Source organism: Streptomyces sp. 150FB, from assembly GCF_000818195.1.
Classification (GTDB): Bacteria; Actinomycetota; Actinomycetes; order Streptomycetales; family Streptomycetaceae; genus Streptomyces.
Window position 1 is genome coordinate 7,726,517 of the sequence record NZ_JTHL01000001.1, and the last position, 18,266, is coordinate 7,744,782.

18 protein-coding genes are annotated in these 18,266 nt (G+C 72.1%); 11 read left to right on the top strand and 7 right to left on the bottom strand.

The window, feature by feature from the left end; genetic code table 11:
• The 4 genes from QR77_RS49445 to msrB form a co-directional block, all read left to right on the top strand.
• On the top strand, nt 1-449 hold a 449-nt coding region (locus QR77_RS49445; RefSeq protein ID WP_040029063.1), incomplete at its 5' end, for a dihydrofolate reductase family protein.
• 132 nt (nt 450-581) lie between these two features.
• Nucleotides 582-1,052, top strand: coding sequence for a hypothetical protein (locus QR77_RS33155; protein WP_040025733.1), 471 nt, complete (start codon nt 582-584; stop codon nt 1,050-1,052).
• A gap of 61 nt (nt 1,053-1,113) precedes the next feature.
• Nucleotides 1,114-2,517 (top strand): UDP-N-acetylmuramate--L-alanine ligase, encoded by a 1,404-nt coding sequence (gene murC, locus QR77_RS33160; protein WP_040025735.1) that lies wholly within the window; start codon nt 1,114-1,116, stop codon nt 2,515-2,517.
• A 29-nt stretch (nt 2,518-2,546) separates the two neighbouring features.
• Nucleotides 2,547-2,954, top strand: a complete 408-nt coding sequence (gene msrB, locus QR77_RS33165) for a peptide-methionine (R)-S-oxide reductase MsrB (RefSeq protein WP_040025737.1) — start codon at nt 2,547-2,549, stop codon at nt 2,952-2,954.
• Between the two features lie 115 nt (nt 2,955-3,069).
• Here msrB and QR77_RS33170 read toward each other — a convergent pair whose 3' ends face one another.
• Nucleotides 3,070-5,505 carry a GTPase-associated protein 1-related protein gene (locus QR77_RS33170; RefSeq protein WP_052489237.1) on the bottom strand — a complete coding sequence of 812 codons (2,436 nt, stop codon included), beginning with the start codon at nt 5,503-5,505 and terminating at the stop codon, nt 3,070-3,072.
• A 231-nt stretch (nt 5,506-5,736) separates the two neighbouring features.
• On the bottom strand, nt 5,737-7,185 hold the full coding sequence (locus tag QR77_RS33175; RefSeq protein ID WP_063798110.1) for a hypothetical protein: 1,449 nt from the start codon (nt 7,183-7,185) through the stop codon (nt 5,737-5,739).
• A 179-nt stretch (nt 7,186-7,364) separates the two neighbouring features.
• Between QR77_RS33175 and QR77_RS33180 the strand changes: the two genes are divergently transcribed.
• The 3 genes from QR77_RS33180 (at nt 7,365) to QR77_RS33190 (ending at nt 10,236) form a co-directional block, all read left to right on the top strand.
• Nucleotides 7,365-8,048: a nucleoside/nucleotide kinase family protein gene (locus QR77_RS33180; protein ID WP_078877915.1), complete on the top strand. Its 684-nt coding sequence runs from the start codon at nt 7,365-7,367 to the stop codon at nt 8,046-8,048.
• A gap of 164 nt (nt 8,049-8,212) precedes the next feature.
• Nucleotides 8,213-9,175 carry a hypothetical protein gene (locus QR77_RS33185; RefSeq protein WP_040025738.1) on the top strand — a complete coding sequence of 321 codons (963 nt, stop codon included), beginning with the start codon at nt 8,213-8,215 and terminating at the stop codon, nt 9,173-9,175.
• 125 nt (nt 9,176-9,300) lie between these two features.
• The gene (locus QR77_RS33190) at nt 9,301-10,236 is read left to right on the top strand and encodes a phosphotransferase (protein ID WP_040025739.1); all 936 of its coding nucleotides are present in this window, start codon (nt 9,301-9,303) and stop codon (nt 10,234-10,236) included.
• 40 nt (nt 10,237-10,276) lie between these two features.
• Here the strand turns inward: QR77_RS33190 and QR77_RS33195 are convergent, their stop codons facing one another.
• Complete coding sequence (locus QR77_RS33195; RefSeq protein WP_040025740.1) at nt 10,277-10,927, bottom strand: NAD(P)H-binding protein; 651 nt, start codon at nt 10,925-10,927, stop codon at nt 10,277-10,279.
• A gap of 5 nt (nt 10,928-10,932) precedes the next feature.
• Entirely contained in the window at nt 10,933-11,847 is a 915-nt protein-coding gene (locus tag QR77_RS33200) for an EamA family transporter (protein ID WP_040025741.1), read from the bottom strand.
• 104 nt (nt 11,848-11,951) lie between these two features.
• On the opposite strand from QR77_RS33200, the gene QR77_RS33205 reads away from it, so the two are divergent.
• On the top strand, nt 11,952-12,458 hold the full coding sequence (locus QR77_RS33205) for a MarR family transcriptional regulator (protein ID WP_040025742.1): 507 nt from the start codon (nt 11,952-11,954) through the stop codon (nt 12,456-12,458).
• Nucleotides 12,459-12,523: 65 nt separating this feature from the next.
• On the top strand, nt 12,524-13,717 hold the full coding sequence (locus QR77_RS33210) for an aminopeptidase P family protein (RefSeq protein WP_052489238.1): 1,194 nt from the start codon (nt 12,524-12,526) through the stop codon (nt 13,715-13,717).
• Nucleotides 13,718-13,750: 33 nt separating this feature from the next.
• Here QR77_RS33210 and treZ read toward each other — a convergent pair whose 3' ends face one another.
• Entirely contained in the window at nt 13,751-15,496 is a 1,746-nt protein-coding gene (gene treZ / locus QR77_RS33215; protein WP_040025743.1) for a malto-oligosyltrehalose trehalohydrolase, read from the bottom strand.
• A 213-nt stretch (nt 15,497-15,709) separates the two neighbouring features.
• Between treZ and QR77_RS33220 the strand changes: the two genes are divergently transcribed.
• Nucleotides 15,710-16,258 (top strand): DUF1707 and FHA domain-containing protein, encoded by a 549-nt coding sequence (locus QR77_RS33220; protein ID WP_040025745.1) that lies wholly within the window; start codon nt 15,710-15,712, stop codon nt 16,256-16,258.
• Between the two features lie 74 nt (nt 16,259-16,332).
• On the opposite strand, the gene QR77_RS33225 is transcribed toward QR77_RS33220, so the two are convergent.
• On the bottom strand, nt 16,333-17,319 hold the full coding sequence (locus QR77_RS33225) for an NADP-dependent oxidoreductase (RefSeq protein WP_201778837.1): 987 nt from the start codon (nt 17,317-17,319) through the stop codon (nt 16,333-16,335).
• 110 nt (nt 17,320-17,429) lie between these two features.
• Between QR77_RS33225 and QR77_RS33230 the strand changes: the two genes are divergently transcribed.
• Nucleotides 17,430-18,032 carry a TetR/AcrR family transcriptional regulator gene (locus QR77_RS33230; protein ID WP_040025747.1) on the top strand — a complete coding sequence of 201 codons (603 nt, stop codon included), beginning with the start codon at nt 17,430-17,432 and terminating at the stop codon, nt 18,030-18,032.
• A 53-nt stretch (nt 18,033-18,085) separates the two neighbouring features.
• On the opposite strand, the gene QR77_RS49450 is transcribed toward QR77_RS33230, so the two are convergent.
• Nucleotides 18,086-18,266: hypothetical protein (locus QR77_RS49450; protein ID WP_040025748.1), on the bottom strand; the 181-nt coding region annotated here is incomplete at its 5' end.

Sequence of the window (18,266 nt, forward strand, 5' to 3'; positions counted from 1 at the left end):
CCGGCCAGGGGCCCGCGCCCGCCGTCGCCGTGGTCAGCGCGGGCCTTGAGCTGGACTTCTCCCTTCCGCTGTTCACCGAGCCGCTGGTGAAGACCCTGCTGCTGACCGGCGCCGCGGCCCCCCAGGACCGGATCCGCGCCGCCGAGAAGGCGGGCGTCGAGGTGGTGATCGCCGGGGACGGGCCCGGCGTGGAGCCGGCCCGTGCCGTACGGGAGCTGGGGGAGCGGGGGCTCCGGAGACTGCTCACGGAGGGCGGGCCGCGGCTGCTCGGCCAGTTCATCGCCGCGGGTGTCCTGGACGAACTCTGTCTGACGACGTCTCCGACACTCACTTCGGGGTACGCGCAGCGCATCGCGGGCGGGCCGGCTCTCGCCGTACCCGAACGGTTCGCACTGGCATCTCTCCTGGAGGAAGAAGGGTTCCTTTTCGCCCGATACCGCCGGGTCTGACGTGGTGCGGAATTGACCGTTCCGGTTAGCTTCGGCTGGGCACACTTACCCTCGTAGACCCCGTGCGGGAACGGGGAAGGATGGTTTCAGCAGTGGGCCGCACCGGGCCCATGAGGACGAAGGGCGTCTGTCGTGTTCACAAGCGTTTTGATGATCGAGAAGCCTCTGACGCCCGAGGACGTGGAATTCGTCACCACTCTCCACGGCGGCGAGGCGGTCGCCTTCATCGTGCTCATGCAGCCGCGCGGCGACCAGGCCGACGTACTGCTGCGCGCGATCGACGACGTCGCCGTCGGCGAACTCGGCGACGCCACCCGCGAGGGTGACGAGCCGGAGGGCCACGACGCCAGACGTCCGGCGGAGGCGGCGCTCGCCGAGTCCCTCGCGGCGCTGCACAGTCAGGGGTCACAGGCGTCCGGCCAGGTCATCGAGGAGCACCCGCTCGACCGGCTCAAGGCCGTCGTGGACGACTCGGGCGCCGACGAGGTGATCGTGCTGACCGAGCCGCACTACGTCGAGGAGTTCTTCCACCGTGACTGGGCGTCGCGCGCCCGTCACAAGGTCGGCGTACCGGTGCTCAAGCTCTTCGCGCACAGCGAATAGGCTTCGGCGTACACCACAGGGCCCGAACCAACAGGGCCCGCTGCACCTTGGAGACACACGAATGGCACCCGGTACCGGTATCCCCACCGCCATGGAACGGCCTCACTTCATCGGCATCGGCGGCGCAGGAATGTCGGGTATCGCGAAGATCCTCGCCCAGCGCGGGGCCAAGGTCGCCGGCAGCGACGCCAAGGAGTCGGAGACCGCCCAGGCCCTACGGGCGCTGGGGGTGACCGTGCACATCGGGCACGCCGCGGAGCACCTCGCGGACGACGCCTCGTGTGTGGTCGTCTCCAGCGCCATCCGCGCCGGAAACCCCGAGCTGGTACGGGCCGCCGAGCTGTCCGTCCCCGTCGTGCACCGCTCCGACGCGCTGGCCTCGCTGATGACGGGCGCGCGCGCGATCGCCGTCGCGGGCACCCACGGCAAGACCACCACGACCTCGATGCTGGCCGTCGCGCTGACCGAGCTGGGCCTCGACCCCTCGTACGCGATCGGCGGCGACCTCGCGGGGCCCGGCACCAACGCCCGGCACGGTGAGGGTGAGATCTTCGTGGCGGAGGCGGACGAGAGCGACCGCAGCTTCCACACGTACGCCCCCGAGGTCGCCATCGTCCTCAACGTCGAGCTGGACCACCACGCCAACTACGCGTCGATGGAAGAGATCTACGAGTCGTTCGAGACGTTCGTCGGCAAGGTCGTCCCCGGCGGCACGCTGGTGATCCCGGTCGGACAGCAGGGCGCCGTCGAGCTGGCGGCCAGGGTCGCGGGCAGGGAAGCGCTGAACGTCGTCACCTACGGCGAGTCCGAGACCGCCGGCGTACGCATCCACAAGATCACCCCGCGCGGCCTCACCAGCGAGGTCACGGTCGTCCTCGACGGCCGCTTCCTGACCTTCACGGTCTCGGTCCCCGGCCGCCACTACGCGCACAACGCGGTCGCCGCGCTGGCCGCCGGGGTCGCCCTCGGCATCCCCGCGCACAACCTCGCCTCCGCCCTCGGCACGTACACCGGCGTGAAGCGCCGCCTCCAGCTCAAGGGCGAGGCCGGGGGAGTGCAGGTCATCGACTCGTACGCCCACCACCCCACCGAGATGACGGCCGACCTGGAGGCGATGCGGGGCGCCGCGCCCGCCGGCTCCCGGCTGCTGGTCGTCTTCCAGCCGCACCTGTTCTCCCGCACCCAGGAGCTGGGCAAGGAGATGGGCCAGGCCCTGGCTCTCGCCGACGCCTCGGTGGTCCTGGACATCTACCCGGCGCGCGAGGACCCGATCCCGGGCGTCACGAGCGCGCTGATCACGGGCGCGGCGCTGGCGGCGGGCGCCGATGTCACGACCGTGCACGACAAGGGCACGGTCCCCGAGGTCGTCGCGGGAATGGCGAGGCCCGGTGATCTCGTTCTCACCATGGGCGCGGGCGACGTCACGGACCTCGGTCCTGACATCCTGGCCCGCCTGTCCGCCTGATATTGGTCTGACCGAGGGAGAGTGTGCTCATGTCGTACGACATCGACAAGCCGGACGAGCAGTGGCGCGCGGAGCTGACCTCGGCGGAGTACGCGGTACTCCGCAAGGCCGGCACCGAGCCCGCGTTCGTGGGCGAATACACGGACACGAAGACGACGGGCGTCTACTCCTGTCGCGCCTGCGGCGCCGAGGTCTTCCGCTCCGACACGAAGTTCGAGTCGCACTGCGGCTGGCCGTCGTTCTACGACCCGAAGGACTCGGACGCGGTCGAGCTGATCGAGGACAACTCGATGGGCATGAAGCGCGTCGAGGTGCGCTGTGCGCGCTGTGGCTCGCACCTGGGCCATGTCTTCGAGGGTGAGGGCTACCAGACCCCGACCGACCAGCGGTACTGCATCAACAGCATCTCGCTGCGGCTGGCGCCGGCCGAGAGCTGACGCCGGGGCCGTACGGACGGCACCTGCCGGACGTACGGCCGCTGCTGAACGGTGGATGCGGCGGGGCTGGACGTACGCACCCCCTCACGGGGCGCGCGTACGTCCTTTCGCTGCGTTACTGGCCGCCGCGACGGCCCAGGCCGCCGCCGAGCGCGCCGAAGCGGCGGCTCAGCCTGCTCAGGGTCCCCGGGCGGTTCCAGGCCCGGAACTCCTCGGCGCGGTGCGCCCCGGCGCCTTCGAGGTTCTCCTCCACGGAGGCGACCTCCGCCGCCGACAGCGCGCGTACGGCCGGGCGCAGCACCTTGTCGAGCAGGGTCGTACGGGCGCTGTCCCAGGCGGTGTTGGCCCCCGGGAGCGAACTCCACGCGATGAAACAGTCGGCCACGTACGTCGGGGACGAGCCGAGGCGGTCGCGCACCCGCTCGCTCCGGGACACCTCCGTGTACGCCGTCAGCAGGCCCCGGTCGCCGCTGTGGATCAGGGCGTACAGCTCGCCGTCGGGGCGGTCCATGGAGAGCAGCCGATGGGCCAGCGCGTTGAACGCCGTTGTCAGCAGGGCGGGTTCGAGCGGTTCGGCGTCGGCGCGCAGCGCCAGGGTGCGGTCCGTCCACGGGGAGGCCGCCCGGCCCGAGCGTAGATCCTTGACGAAGTCCAGGAGCACCAGGGCAGCCCGTACCCGAGGCTCCAGCTCCTCGGGGAAGCAGCGCAGCAGGTCGTGGGCGAGGTCGGGCGCGTCCGGGTCGTCCGCCGGCGCCTGGAGCGCGGCGTCGACCAGCGCGCGCCAGGTGCCTGCCGTGCGGTGGGCGTCGGAGCCGGTCTCGTCGAGCATCTGACGCGCCTCGCTGCCGCTCGGCGCCGCGCCGTCCCACACCAGCCGTACGGCGGTGCGCAGGACGAGCGGATCGGTGTGCTGCGAGATGCCGCAGGCGCGCAGTGCGGCGTGCAGCGCCGTGACGCGGTCGCCGCCCGGCACCGGCAGCCAGGGGGTTCCGGCGCACATGCGCAGGTGCGGGAGAATCTGAACTCCCGTGAAGGCGAGGTCCGTTCGGGCGAGCAGCCGTGCAGCGGCGGGCGGGTCAGCGGCGGCGAGGGTGTCGAGCCGGCTGAGCAGTGCGATGCGCAGCTCGAAGTGTTCGTCCAGCATGGTGTGCAGCGCGGGCGTGTACGCGGTGTCGGGGTCGGCGAGCAGTGCGCGCGACAGCCGGTCGGCGAGGCCCGGCAGCAGATCCGCGCAGTCCACGCCGAGCACGCCGGCGACCCGCAGGAGTTCCACCGGACGCCCGGTGTCGGGACCGGCGTCCGCCGCGATGCCCGCCCGTAGCTCCGGGGTCAACTCCGCTGCGAGGGCGTCAAGTTGCTCCTGCGGCAGATCGCGCAGCTCGGTCAGGTCCACGCCCGGGTCCGGCAGTTGGACGGCCGTGGTCAGCGCGAGGGTGCCGAGCGCCGTGGTCGTCTCGGTGGGCGCCTTCCCGCTCAGCGCGGTGAACAGCCGTGTCAGCGCCAATGATTCGGCGGCGGTCCGGTCGTCGGCGGGCGCGCGCAGCGCCTCGACCATCCGGTGCAGGCGCGCGTCGTCCAGGTCGCGTGCGTGCTCCTGCGCCCAGGTGGCGACCTCCGTACGCCCATGGGATCCGACAGCGACCCCCGCTTCGAGGGCGACCACGGCCAGCGCCCCGGCGCACAGCGGGCCGCCCGGCAGCTCCGCGGCCTCGGCGAACAACTCGGGTGACCTGCCCAGCCAGACGCGCGCGGCGATCTCGGCCCAGGCGTCGTCCGCCGCCGCTCGCGCGGGGGGCGCGCCCGTGCAGTCGTGGACCCTGTGCCGGTCGCCGAGCCCGGCGAGCCCCTCGGTGGAGGCGTCCTGGGGCAGGACGCCGATGATCTGCTGCGTGGCGAGGCGCGGACGCCGGGTGTACGTGGTGAAGGTGAGCCGGTCGGCGCGATCGGCGGGAAGTGCCGCACCCGCCAGCGCGATCCACCGGGCGACGGCCTCGCTGTCCCGCTCGACAAGGACGATCCGCGGCGCCGACGCCTGCTCGCTCAGCGCGCGCACACCGGCGAAGAACTCGGCGAGCCAGGGGGCACGGGAGGCGGCGAAGCCGACCAGCACGTCCCTGCCCAGGTCTCCGGAGGCCGGCAGCCCCTCCAGTTGCGCGGGCGTCCCACTGTCGGGGGCCGTCGCCGCCCAACGGGGGGAGTTCCACGCGCTGATGGGCAGGACTCCGCCGGGCAGCCCGGTGCGCGGGGGCAGTACGACCGCGTGGGCGTGGAAGTTGCCCCACCCGCCGTGGTGATCGGTGCCCGTGGGGACCGTACGGGCCAGCAGCCGGCTGCCGTCGGAGAGCACGCTGTGGCTGAACGCCGTTGGGTAGGAGGCGAGTTCGTCGGTCGTGGGGGCGGGCGACGCGTCGCCCGGCGACTCGTACCCGATGAGCTGCTCCGCCTCGGTGAGCAACGGCTGCGGCAGGCCCGGGGTGACGGCCGTGAAGCGGAAGCCCGACCCGTCAGGGCCTGGCGGGGCCGAGGTGTAGTGAAACTGCGCCAGGCTCATCGCCCCGGCCTCCTTCGTCCCCTGCGTGTCCTGCATTCCTGCGCGCGTGAACGCGACCCGGGCAGCCCGGAGTTCGGCGCGGCGGGGCTGTCCCCGCGCACCGGGCCCTGCCCTGCGCCGCTCGGTCGCAGCACGACCGTACCGTCCGGAGGCGCCCCGCACGCACGGCCCCTCATTCCCGGGGCCCCTTGTCGGGTGCTCGCGTGCGTAGACGCTCCGGGCCTTCTGCTGTCAGGCGCCCCGGACCCGTCCGGGCGTCAGCAGCAGCCGTGTCTCCCCGGCGAGTTCACCGAGGGCGCCCCTGGCGCGGTCCGGCATCTGGCCGAGCAGGTTCTCGGCTCCGGCCATGACCTCGTCGGCGAGGTGACGGCGGCCCGAGCCGGCCGCCGCCGCTGCCAGCCGCAGATGCTCCTCGGTGAGCGCACCACCGAGGGCGAGCCGGCGCCAGTTCACCGACCGGTGGTCCTTCGCCACTTCGGCCAGGGCCAGCCGCAACGCGGCCCAGGCCGACGGCAGATCGTCGGCGGACCGCTGGAGCCGCGCCAGCGTGTGATGGGCGGTGCCGCGCTCCCAGGGGGTGTTGAGCAGCGCCAGCAGCCCGCGCTGGGCGCGCGCGGCCTGGGCGAAGTCCCCGAGCAGCTCCAGCTCCCCCCGCAACTCCTCCAACAGGGCCGCGTCGGGTCCCGTGTCGTCCAGCGCCCGGATCAGGGCCGCGCGCGCCAGCTCCGTACGCCCCTGGCGGCAGGCCAGCCGGGTCCAGAGGAAGGGGGACAGGGCGGCGGGGTCCGAGCCGAAGCGCGAGTCGTCGAGGGCGCGTGCCCACCTCGACAGCCTGACCGCGCCGTGCGGCAGCTCGAACAGGCCGTCCTGGGTGTGCTGGTCGGTCTCGCGCACCTCGTGCAGCAGCGGCAGATCCGCCGCCAGGCCGTGCCGTCCCACGAGTACGGCGGCGAGGCGCAGCTCCTCCGACATGCCGGTGTCCGACGCCTCGTGCCGCAACAGCACACGCAGCAAGGGCAGATCGCCGGGCTCCCGGTCGAACTGGGCCGCGCGCAGCGCCGTCGCCCGCCGTACGGTGTCGGACGCCACCTCGGTCAGCGCCGCCGGATCCGACCGCATCAACCGCAGATCCGCCAGCCCGGGGGCGAGGACCTCCTCCCAGAGCGGCGGCCGACGGTCGTGGCCCAGCCGCGCGCACGCCCGGTCGGTGTCCGTGTCGAGCAGCAGATGTACGGAGTCGGTGCGCGCAAGGGCGGCGTGCAGCAGCGCGACCAGTTCCCCGGGCGCGCGGTCCGGCAGCCCGAGGGCCGCCCGCAGTTGGGCCCGAGGAGCGGCCAGGGCAGGGGCGGACCGTTCCAGGGTGTCGTCGGCCTCGTCCGGGGTGAGGTCCGCGTACGCGCACCAGTCCGGCAGCCCGACGACGACCTCCAGCGCCTCGGTGACGCTGTCACCGACCAGCCCGGCCCGGCCGTCCGGTGACACGTACAGGACAGCGCCGCCGTCGCAGACGACGTACGTACCGCCGGCGCCGTCACCGGCGACGGGCTCGACCGGGGCGCCGGAGGCCAGCCGTACTCTCCGGCCCTGCCGGTCCCCACTCAGGTCGAAACGGCAGGAGGTCGCGGCCAGTTCGGCCAGGTGTGACCGCTGCCTCAGCAGGGTCAGAGCGGGGTCCGTCATAGGCACACGCTATGCGCCGAGGGTGTACGGGCGGCGACGCGGGCTGGAGCAAGTCCCAGCAATTGCCGTACAGATGCTCGAACACCGGGCTGGAGTCGTGCGGTTCGCGGCCCGGTTCCACCAGGCGACGGACCCTTGCCGGCCAGGGCTCAGGCGGCCGGAGTGGAACAATGCGCTCCATGAACGAGCGGCGGACAGCGGGCGCGCGACAGCCGGAAACCACCGGTTCCGGGGCTACGGGGATCACAGAGCTGATCGAGCGGGCCCGGCGGCTCGCGGTCCCCGGGGGCCGTCACATCCTCGGCATCGCCGGTGCGCCGGGCGCCGGCAAGTCCACGCTCGCGGCTCTGCTCGCCGACCGCCTCGGCGCCCTCGCGGCCCTCGTCCCCATGGACGGCTTCCACCTCGCCCAGGCCGAACTGCGCAGGCTCGGACGGGCCGACCGCAAGGGTGCGCCCGACACCTTCGACGCGGAGGGCTACGCGGCGCTGCTCGCCCGGCTGCGGGACCCCGGCCCCGGGCCGGAAGCCGTCGTCTACGCCCCCGCGTTCGACCGGTCCCTGGAGGAGCCGGTCGCCGGCAGCGTGCCCGTCGGGCCCGGCGTCCCGCTGGTCATCACGGAGGGCAACTACCTGTTGCACGACGTCGGGGCCTGGGCACGGGTGAGGCCGCTGCTCGACGAGGTGTGGTTCCTGGAGATCGACTCCGACGTGCGGGTACGCCGGCTCGTCGAGCGCCACGTGCGCTTCGGCAAGGAGCGGGCGCACGCCGAGCGCTGGGTGAATGCCTCCGACGAGGCCAATGCGCGGCTGGTCGCGCGGGGCCGGAACCGGGCCGATCTCGTTGTCAGACCGGGGCACTAGCATCGGGAGTAAGGCGAGAGATCACAGGTCGGCGATCGGAGGCCGGGACGCGGGCGTTCATCCGCGGGGGGCAGGCCCGCACAGGCGGGGCGAATGCGGACGGACATGGCGGGCATACGTAAGCGAACGCGGGCATACGGCGGGCATACGGTGGAGGCGATGGTGTGAGGCTGTTCCGGAGAGGACCCAAGCGCGACGGACTCGACGCGCCCCGGGACCCCGGCTTCTCCTTCTTCTCCGTCGACGAGGCCGCGTGGTTCCGCTCCCAGGTACGCGAGGCCTTCGCCGAACAGGGCCTTGAGGTCACGGTCTATGCCGACATGGTGACCGACAGTGCGGGCCGACAGTTCGGCCTCGGCAATCTGGCCGCCGTCTGCCACAACGACGACCGGGGTCCCCGGATCTGGGGCGAGCTGGCCCGGCAGCACGCCGGCATGGTGCTGCGCACCATGGACGGCCCCTCGGCGCTCGACACCCTGCCGCCCGAGCAGATCCGTTCCCAGCTCTACCCCCGGGTGATCAGCAGGGACGCCCTCGACGCGCAGACCTTCGCCTATGCGCGGTCGGTCGCCCCCGGGCTGTACGAGGTGCTCGCCCTCGACCTCCCCGAGAGCGTGATGATGCTCACCGATGAGGCGCTGGAGCCGCTCGGCGAGGTCCGGCAGTTGCGGGACCAGGCGATGCGCAATCTCAGGGACCTGCCGATCGAGTCGCGCGAGACCGTCAAGGACTCCGACGGGGTGCGCTTCGAGGTCGTCGTCGGCGACTCGTTCTACACGGCCAGCAGGGTCCTCGCCCTGGAATCGCTCGTACGCCAGGTCACCGGCGCGCCTCTCACCGCCGACGGCGCGCTCGTCGCGATGCCCTTCCGCCACCAGCTCGCCTTCCACGTCATCCGCGACACGACGGTGGTCCCGTCGCTGAACGCCCTGGCGTCGTTCGCCGCTTCGGGGTACCGGGACACCCCCGGGGCCATCAGCCCGTACGTCTACTGGTGGCACGGCGGCGTGCTGACGCAGCTCAGCGAGGAGGACGAGGACGGCGGCGGGCTGCGCCTCGCTGTCGGCGACGACTTCCAGAAGCTGATGGAACGGCTGTCCGCGCGCAAGCGCCCGGACACGGCCTAGCCGTATTGACCCGCAGGGTTGTTGACGCGGGTGATGGGGTCGGCCGTCGGCGGCGGAGCGGATGAAGCTGTATCCGATCACGTCGGACAGCGTCGTCGTGGCCGATCCCACTATGGTTGCTCCGCATGACCGAGACGGAGACCGAGACCGGGATCGAGATCACCGCGGGTCTCGTCCGCGACCTGCTGAGAGATCAGCATCCGGACCTGGCCGAGCTGCCCCTCCGCGAGGTGGAGGGCGGCTGGGGCAACCAGATGTGGCGCCTCGGGGACGAGCTGGCCGTGCGGATCCAGCGCATGGACACCGACCCCGAACCCCAGCTCAAGGAGCGCCGGTGGCTGCCGCTGCTCGCCCCACGCCTGCCGCTGCCGATCCCCGTCCCGGTGCGGAGTGGTGCGCCCTCCGGGCGTTTTCCCAAGGTCTGGACGGTCATGACGTGGGTGCCGGGCCTGCCGCTGGACCACGGGTCGATCACCCGCGGCGAGCACGCGGCCGACACCCTGGCGGCGTTTCTCCGGGCGCTGCATGTGGCAGCGCCCGCCGACGGACCGGTTGACGTGGGCCGCGGCGCGCATCCCAAGGACTGCACGGACGGCTTCGACCAGTTCTTCGACTCCGTCGACGCTGCCGCGATCGGCTCCGACGCCGCTGATGTCCGGGCCGTCTGGGACGACGCCCTGGCGGCGCCGGCGTGGGAGGGTCCGCCGGTGTGGGTGCACGGCGATCTGCATCCCGCGAACGTCGTCGTCGCGGACGGGACGCTGGCGGGCGTTGTCGACTTCGGCGCCCTGTTCGTCGGCGACCCGGCGTGGGACCTGGCGGCGGCCTGGGTGCTGCTGCCGGCGGGCGCGGCCGCCCACTTCTTCGCCGCGTACGCGGAGGCTGACGAGGCGACGGTCCGGCGTGCCCGCGGGCTGGCCGCGCTGAAGAGCCTCTTCCTGATGCTGATGGGCCAGAACGGGGACCGCGGCCTGCCCGGCGGCAAGCCGGCGTGGGGGCCGGCGGGACGGGCGGCGCTCGACCGGGTCCTGAGCGAGCGTCCGACCCGATTCCGCGAGTAGACCGGGTGCCGCGCCTGGTTTCGCTGAATTCGGGGCCCCGTCAGTACCCGACCGTGAACCTGGTCCGGTGGCGGCTCGGCGTCTCGATCTCGTCCAGCAGCGCGACAGCGAAGTCCTCCATGCTGATGGCCGAGTTGCCGGCCGCGTCGACCAGCAACTCGTCGGCGCCGAGACGGTAGCTGCCCGTACGCTCGCCGGGCTCCAGGATCGCGGGCGGGCTCAGGTAGACCCAGTCCACCCCGCCGGAGTCGTTCCCCCCCCGGAACACTGCGAGTTGGTCGTTGCAGGCGAGCGCTATGTCGCGCCAGGCCGGCAGGACATATGTGGGGTCGTCGACCACGAGGGTGCAGTCCGAGCCGGGTACGGTCAGGCTTCCGGCGCCGCCGACGACCAGCAGGCGGGCCCCGCTTCCGGCGAGTCCGGTGAGCAACGCCTCAGCGACGGCGGCGAGTTCGCCCTCACTGCCGGCCGGAGGCCGGGTCGCACCGATCACGACGTCCTGCCCGGCGCCCAGTTGGACCACGTCGTTGACGTCGGCGGCGTCTCCGACCCGCGGCGAGGCACCGGCGGGGAGCTGGAGAAAGCGGGCCGAGTCCCGTACGACGGCGGTCACTTCATGGCCTCGGGCCAGTGCCTCGGCCACGATGCGGCTTCCGGTGTTGCCCGCCGCTCCGAATACGGTGATGCGCATGGTCGTCAGTTCCTCTTCCTGAGTGGGCTGATACGGGTGATGACGCGCACGGCGTCGGGGGAGAGCTGTGCGGCGACGACGGCGATCATCGCGAGGCCGAAGCCGAAGGTCTGGGCGACGGTGAGGGTCTGGTCCAGCAGCAGCCGGCCCAGGAGGGTGGCGACGGCGGGCGAGACCAGCGGCAGGAACGACACCGCGCCGACCGGCAGTCGGCCGATGCCGTTGAACCACAGCGCGTAGGCCAGCAGCGTTCCGACGAGGGACAGCCAGAGGTATCCGCCCACGGCCGGCATGCTCAGCTCCGGGGGCGGGCCCTCGATCGTGAGGGCCAGTACGGTGACCAGCAGGCCGCCGGCGGTGAGCTGCCAGCCGGTGAAGGCCAGCACCCCGACACCCGGCGGCCGTTCCCAGCGTTTGGTCAGTACCACGCCCGCCGCCATCACGGCGCTACCGCCGAGACCTGCCAGGATTCCGACCGCGTCGAACTCCAGCTTTCCTCGCAGCACCATCACGGCGACCCCGACGGTGCCCGCCACGCCCCAGCAGAGCCGCCAGGCGGTCGGACGCTCCCGCAGCAGCGCGAAGGCGACCCCCGACGCCATCAGCGGCTGTACGGCGGAGAGTGTGGACGCGACGCCGCCCGGCAGGCGGTAGGCGGCGACAAACAGCAGCACGAAGAACGCGCCGATGTTCAGCGTGCCCAGCGCCGCCGCGCGCCACCACCACACGCCGTGCGGCAGTTTCCGGCTGATCGCCAGGGCGACGAGGCCGGCGGGCAGGGCCCGGATCGCGCCGGACAGCAGTGGCCGGTCCTGTGGCAGCCACTCGCTGGTCACCAGATAAGTGGTGCCCCAGGTCGCGGGAGCGACCGCGGTGAGAACGGTGAGTCCACCGAAGCCGGGACCGGTCTTTATCGCCATGAGCGTGATCTCTTAACGTCGAACTGTTTGATGTGAAGGTGATGCGTGGAGGAGATTAGGGTTCTGCTACCTTCATGTCAAACAGTTCAACGTTAAGGAAAACTGTGAGTGACAACCTCGACCGGGTGCTGTCGCAGTGGCGGGCCGAACGGCCGGACGTCGACGCCCGCCCGATGGGGGTGGTCGGCCGTATCCAGCGGGCATCCCGGCTGCTGGACAAGGAGTTGGGCCGGCACTTCGCCGTCCACGACCTACAGCTCTGGGAGTTCGACATCCTGGCGACGCTGCTGCGCTCAGGACCCCCGTACCGACTGACGGCGGGCGCCCTCGGCGGGGCGTCCATGGTCACGTCCGGCGCCATGACCAACCGCATCCACCGGCTGGTCGACAAAGGCCTGGTGCACCGCGAGACGGACCCCTCGAACCTGCGCAGTGTGCTGATCAGCCTGACCGACAGCGGCCGCGAACTCGTCGGCCGGATCCTGGGCGGTCACGTCGACAACGAGACGCGGCTGCTCGCCCCGCTCACCCCGGAGGAGCAGGAACACCTCGCCGACCTGCTGCGCAAGCTGCTCATGAGCCTGGGTGACACCCCGCCCGCCCGTACGTGAGGAGACGGCGCCCGGCCACCACCCAAGGCTCGCGCCGGCGCGCCCCGGCAGGCACGATAAGACCCATGGCCACCGCTTCAGAGCCCTCAGAGCGCTCAGACCCCTCGAACTCCCCGGCGGCCGGGCGGAAGCCCGAGCCCCCGCACGCGCCGTTCACCGCCGACGACTACCGCTCCCGGCTGGCCCGCGCCGCCGGGTCGGCCGCGGCCGCCGGTCTCGACGGCCTGCTGATCGCCCCGGGCCCCGACCTGACGTACCTCACCGGCTACCGGCCCAGCGCCACCAGCGAACGCCTCACCCTGCTGGTGATCCCCGCCACCGGCCCGGACCCGGTGCTCGTGGTGCCGACCCTGGAGGCGCCGGACGCCGCACACGCCCCTGGTGCGGCGGCGCTCACCCTCAGCGACTGGACCGACGGCACCGATCCGTACGGTGTGAGCGCCCCGCTGCTCGCCCCCGGAGGGCGGTTCGGGATCAGCGACAACGCCTGGGCGATGCACCTCCTCGGCCTCCAACGGGCCCTGCCCGGAACGTCGTACGTCGCGCTGACCGAGGTCCTGCCGATGCTGCGCGCGGTCAAGGACGACCGCGAACTCGCCAGGGCCGAGGCGGCGGGCGCCGCCGCCGACGCCGCGTACGGGGAGATCCTGAAGGCCCGCTTCGCCGGCCGCAGGGAGAGCGAGGTGGCAGCGGACCTCGCCGCGCTGCTGCTCCAATTCGGCCACTCCCAGGTGGACTTCACCGTCGTCGGCTCCGGCCCCAACGGCGCCGACCCGCACCACAGGGCCGGTGAACGCGTCATCGAGCACGGCGACATGGTCGTCCTCGACTTCGGCGGCCTCAAGCACGGCTACGGCTCCGACACCACCCGTTCCGTCCATGTCGGCGAACCCACCGCCGAGGAGCAGCGCGTGCACGACGTCGTACGCGCGGCCCAGCAGGCCGGCCGCGACGCCGTACGGCCCGGAGTCGCCTGCCAGGAGGTCGACCGGGCGGCCCGCGCGGTCATCACCGAGGCCGGATACGGCGATTACTTCATCCACCGCACCGGCCACGGCATCGGCGTCACCACCCATGAGCCCCCGTACATGATCGAGGGCGAGGAGCAGCCGATGGTGCCCGGCATGTGCTTCTCCGTCGAGCCGGGCATCTACCTCCCCGGCCGGTTCGGTGTGCGCATCGAGGACATCGTCACCGTGACGGAGGACGGCGTCCGCAGCTTCAACAACACCTCCCGCGAGCTGGCCGTCGTCGAGTAGGGCACCATCCGCCGCCGGAAGACCCGACAGGGCCTAACTGTTGGCGAGAACCACACAGGATTCCGGCGGCAGCCGCAGCATGCCGTCGGTCCCCGGCGGGTCCACCGGCTGCCAGGCCGCGAGGACCCGGCCGCCGCCGCCCAGTGGGATCTCCACCGGTTCCGCCGACAGGTTCACCGCGATCCGCAGATCGCCCCTCCGGTACGCCAGCCAGCGGGCCTCCTCGTCGTACGCGACCTTCACCGACGCCAAGTCCGGGTCGGAGAGGTCGGGTTGGCCATGCCGGAGGGCGATCAGCTCGCGGTACCAGGCCAGCAGGCGCGCGTGCGGCTCCTGACGCGTCTCGGTCCGGTCGAGGCAGGAACGCCGCCAGGTCTCCGGGTCCTGCGGGTCGGGGATGTCCTCCTCCGCCCAGCCGTGCGCCGCGAACTCCCGCCGTCTGCCGGACCGTACGGCCTCGGCGAGCACCGGGTCCGGGTGGTCGGTGAAGAACTGCCAGGGCGTGGAGGCGCCCCATTCCTCGCCCATGAAGAGCATCGGGGTGTGCGGCCCCGTCAGTACGATCGCGGCGGCGCAGGCAAGCAGACCGGGGGGCAGTGTCCCCGAAAGCCGGTCGCCCAGTGCGCGGTTGCCGATCTGGTCATGGGTCTGGGAGTAGGCGAGGAATCGGTGTGCCGGCGTGTTCGTCACGTCGACGGCGCGGCCGTGCACCCGGCCCCGGAAGCTCGAATACGTACCGTCGTGGAAGAAGGCGCGGGTCAGTGTCTTGGCCAGCGCGGCGATCGGCGCGCGGGCGAAGTCGGCGTAGTAGCCCTGGGATTCACCGGTGAGCGTGGTGTGCAGCGCGTGGTGGAAGTCGTCGTTCCACTGGGCGTGCAGACCGATTCCGTTCCTGGCGCGGGGAGTTGTGGTGCGCGGATCGGCGAGGTCCGACTCGGCGATCAGGAACAGCGGGCGGCCGAGGGTCTCGGAGAGGCCGTCCACGGCGGCCGACAGCTCTTCGAGGAAGGTCAGGGCCCGGTTGTCGGCGAGGGCGTGCACGGCGTCGAGCCGTAGCCCGTCGAGGCGGAAGTCGCGCAGCCAGGCGAGCGCGCTGTCCAGCAGATAGGTGCGCACCTCGTCGGAGCCGGGCGCGTCGAGGTTGACGGCGGCGCCCCAGGGGGTGTGGTGCGTCTCGGTGAAGTACGGGCCGAACTGGGGAAGGTAGTTGCCGGCCGGGCCCAGGTGGTTGTGCACGACGTCGAGCACCACACCGAGGCCGAGGCCGTGCGCGGTGTCGACGAAGCGCTTCAACCCCTCGGGGCCGCCGTACGGTTCGTGCACCGCCCACAGCGACACACCCTCGTACCCCCAGCCGTGCGTCCCCGGGAAGGGGCACACCGGCATCAGCTCGACATGGGTGATGCCCAACTCCGCGAGTGGGGCGAGCTGCGCGGCCGCCGCGTCGAAGGTGCCCTCAGGGGTGAAGGTCCCGATGTGCAGCTCGTACAGGACGGCGCCCGGCAGCGCCCGGCCCCGCCACGCGTGGTGCCACTCGTACGCCTCCTGGTCCACGACCGCGCTCGTCCCGTCCGGCCCGTCGGGCTGGCGGCGCGAGCGCGGATCGGGCAGTACGGGGCCGCCGTCGAGCGCGAAGCCGTACCGCGTCCCGTCGGCGGCGGGCGCCTCCGCGGTCCACCAGCCGGTCCGCTCCTCGTCACGCTCCATCGGCACGTCGTCGTCGGCCACCCTGAGGGCGACCCGGTCCTGCGCCTGCGGCGCCCAAACCTCGAACTGCACGGGCTGTTCCCCCTTGTCATCGGCGTCTGTCCCCTCATGGTGACAAGAGGGACGGCCCGAGCCCGGTCATCACCCCCAATTTGGGCGGGTCTTCCCCCGTGCGGCAGCAGACCCGGCGTCCCGGCACCCCGGAGTTCACCAGGACGACGGGAAAAATGGCCGGAACACCGGGTCGTCTGGACACGTCAAGCCATCCGCCCGACAATCACGTCTGTGACGTCGTCTCCTGAGTTCCACACGTATCCCGCCCGGCTGTCGGACGCCGAGCGCGATCGTGCAGTCGCGGTACTGAGGGAAGGCGCGGCGCTGGGCAAGCTCTCGCACGACACCTTCATGCGCCGTATGGATCTGGCGCTCACCGCCAGCAGGGCCGACGAACTCAAGGCGCTCACCACGGATCTGGAGACCGACGGCCGGTGGGCGCGCCGGGTGTTCGGGACGGTGGGGAGGATCTCCGCGTTCTCCCTGCGGCTGCGCAGGGCGTGGCAGGTCGAGCGGCTGCCGAAGCTCCTGCTGCCCGAACCGGGCCCGTATCCGCTGCGTATAGGGCGCGATCCGGTGAACGGACTGCGGCTCAGCCATGACACGGTCTCGCGCCTGCACGCCGAACTGAGCCTGCGGGGCGAGCTGTGGGTGCTGCGTGACCTCGGCTCGACCAACGGGACCACCGTCAACGGACGGCGGGTGACGGGTTCCGTCGTGGTGTGCGACGGTGACATGGTGAGCTTCGGCCAGATGAGCTTCCGTATCGCCGCACACTGAGCAAGCCCCACACTGAGCAAGCCACGCGATGGGCACACCGCATACGCTGTCAACTCGCACCCGTTCAGGCGTTGTTACCGGCCCTCGCTGCCGACCCGCAGGACGATCTTGCCCTGGATATGGCCCTGTTCGGCGCGCGCGTGTGCCTTCGCCGCGTCCGCCAGCGCGAAGACGCTGTCGACGCCGACGCGGACACGCCCGTCATCGATCAACCGCGCGAGCTCGCCCAGTTGCGCTCCGTCGGAGTGAACTTGCCCTGAGGGGAAGGTGATTGTCCGCTCGGCGGCTTCTTCGCGGTGGTACTCGCCGAAGAAGACCGGGCTGATCGTGCCGCCCTGTTTCACCGTGGGCAGGAAACGGAAACCACGGGGGCCGCCGACCGTGTCGATCAGGTGGTCGATGTCGCGCACCCGGTCTTCCACCGGCCCGGTGGTGTAGTCGATGAACTCATCGACACCGAGGGAGCGCAGGAACGCTTCATGGCCCCCGGAGGCGACGGCGACCACGTGTGCGCTCCGGGTCCCGGCCAACTGTGCGAGGAAGTGGCCGACGCCGCCCGCAGCGCCGTTGACCAGTACGGTCCGACCCGGCCGGAGCCGGATGTGGTCGAACAGGAACTGGTAGGCGGTGAGTCCGGCCATCGGTACGGCGGCGGCCGTCACATGGTCGACGGAGGCGGGTTTGCGCGCCAGATCCGCCGCGGGTGACGTGGTGTACTCCGCGTACCCTCGGCCGCCCCTGTCCAGCGAGGGAAAGCGCACCAGCCCGAACACCGCGTCGCCCGGGCGCCATTGGGTGACTCCCGGCCCCACGGCGGTGACCACACCGGAGATGTCCGAGCCCGGTGTGAACGGCAGCCGGGGAGGCTCGGGGCGGATGGCCTCGGGGAGGTTGGTGAACCCGCTTCGGGCGTACCGGTCCGGCGGGTTGACCCCCGCCGCGTGGACGCGGATCAGGACCTCGCCCGGCTCGGGTTCGGGGCGCGGCACCTCCTCGTGGGTGAGGACCTCAGGACCTCCGTAGCTGTGCGCCCGTACGGCCCGCATCGTCGCTCTCGGCACTTTCTCTCCCCGTTGTCGCACGCCCGTCCGGGCGGCCCGTTAGTATTTGGAGCACTGCTCCAGATAGTAGGCGGGGCAGTGCTCCGGTTGGCAACGGTGAGGATTCTCGGATGGTCAGCCCCTCCACATCCCCGGCCGACGCGCCACGCGGACAGCGGGCCGACGCCCAGCGCAACTACGAGCGCGTCCTCGCGGTCGCCAGGGCCGTCATGGACGAGGAGGGCACGCAGGCGTCGCTGCGGGACATCGCGCGCCGGGCCGGCGTGGGCCTCGGCACGCTGTACCGGCACTTCCCGACCCGCGACGCGCTGCTGGAGGCCCTGTTGCGGCAGGGCTTCGACCGCCTCGCCGAAAAGGCCCGCACACTCGCCGACGAGCGGGCGGCCGACGAGGCGATGGCGGAGTGGCTGCGCGACTTCGTCGCCAACTCGAACACCTACCGGGGGCTGCCGGCCTCGATGATGGCGACCCTCGCCGACGAGGACTCCTCGCTGCACGCGTCCTGCCTCGCCATGCGCGAGGCCGCGGGAGGGCTGCTCAAACGCGCCCAGAAGTCCGGCGACATCCGGCCTGACATCGACGCGACGGACCTGTTCGCCCTCGTCAACGCGGTCGGCTGGATCGCCGAACAGGCGCCGTCCCTCGCCGCGCGGCGCGAGCGTCTTCTCGCCCTGGTCATGGACGGCCTCGCGCCTCGGCGGGGGCCGTCCTGACAGGCGCGCGGAAGAATCCGGGCGGTCAGCCCCTCCTCACGCCGGTCGGCTCCTCACGCCCGTCGGCTGAGCAGCGCCACCGGGCGTTCCGCGAAGAGATCCGCCGGCGCCACCGGATGCCCCGGGCCACCCTCGAACTCCCGCCCCGGCGACCCGAACGCGTCGCCCCACCGCCCCTCCGGCAGCACCAGCGCCGTGTCGCGCCAGCCGCCCGACTCGGCGAGCCGCAGCGGC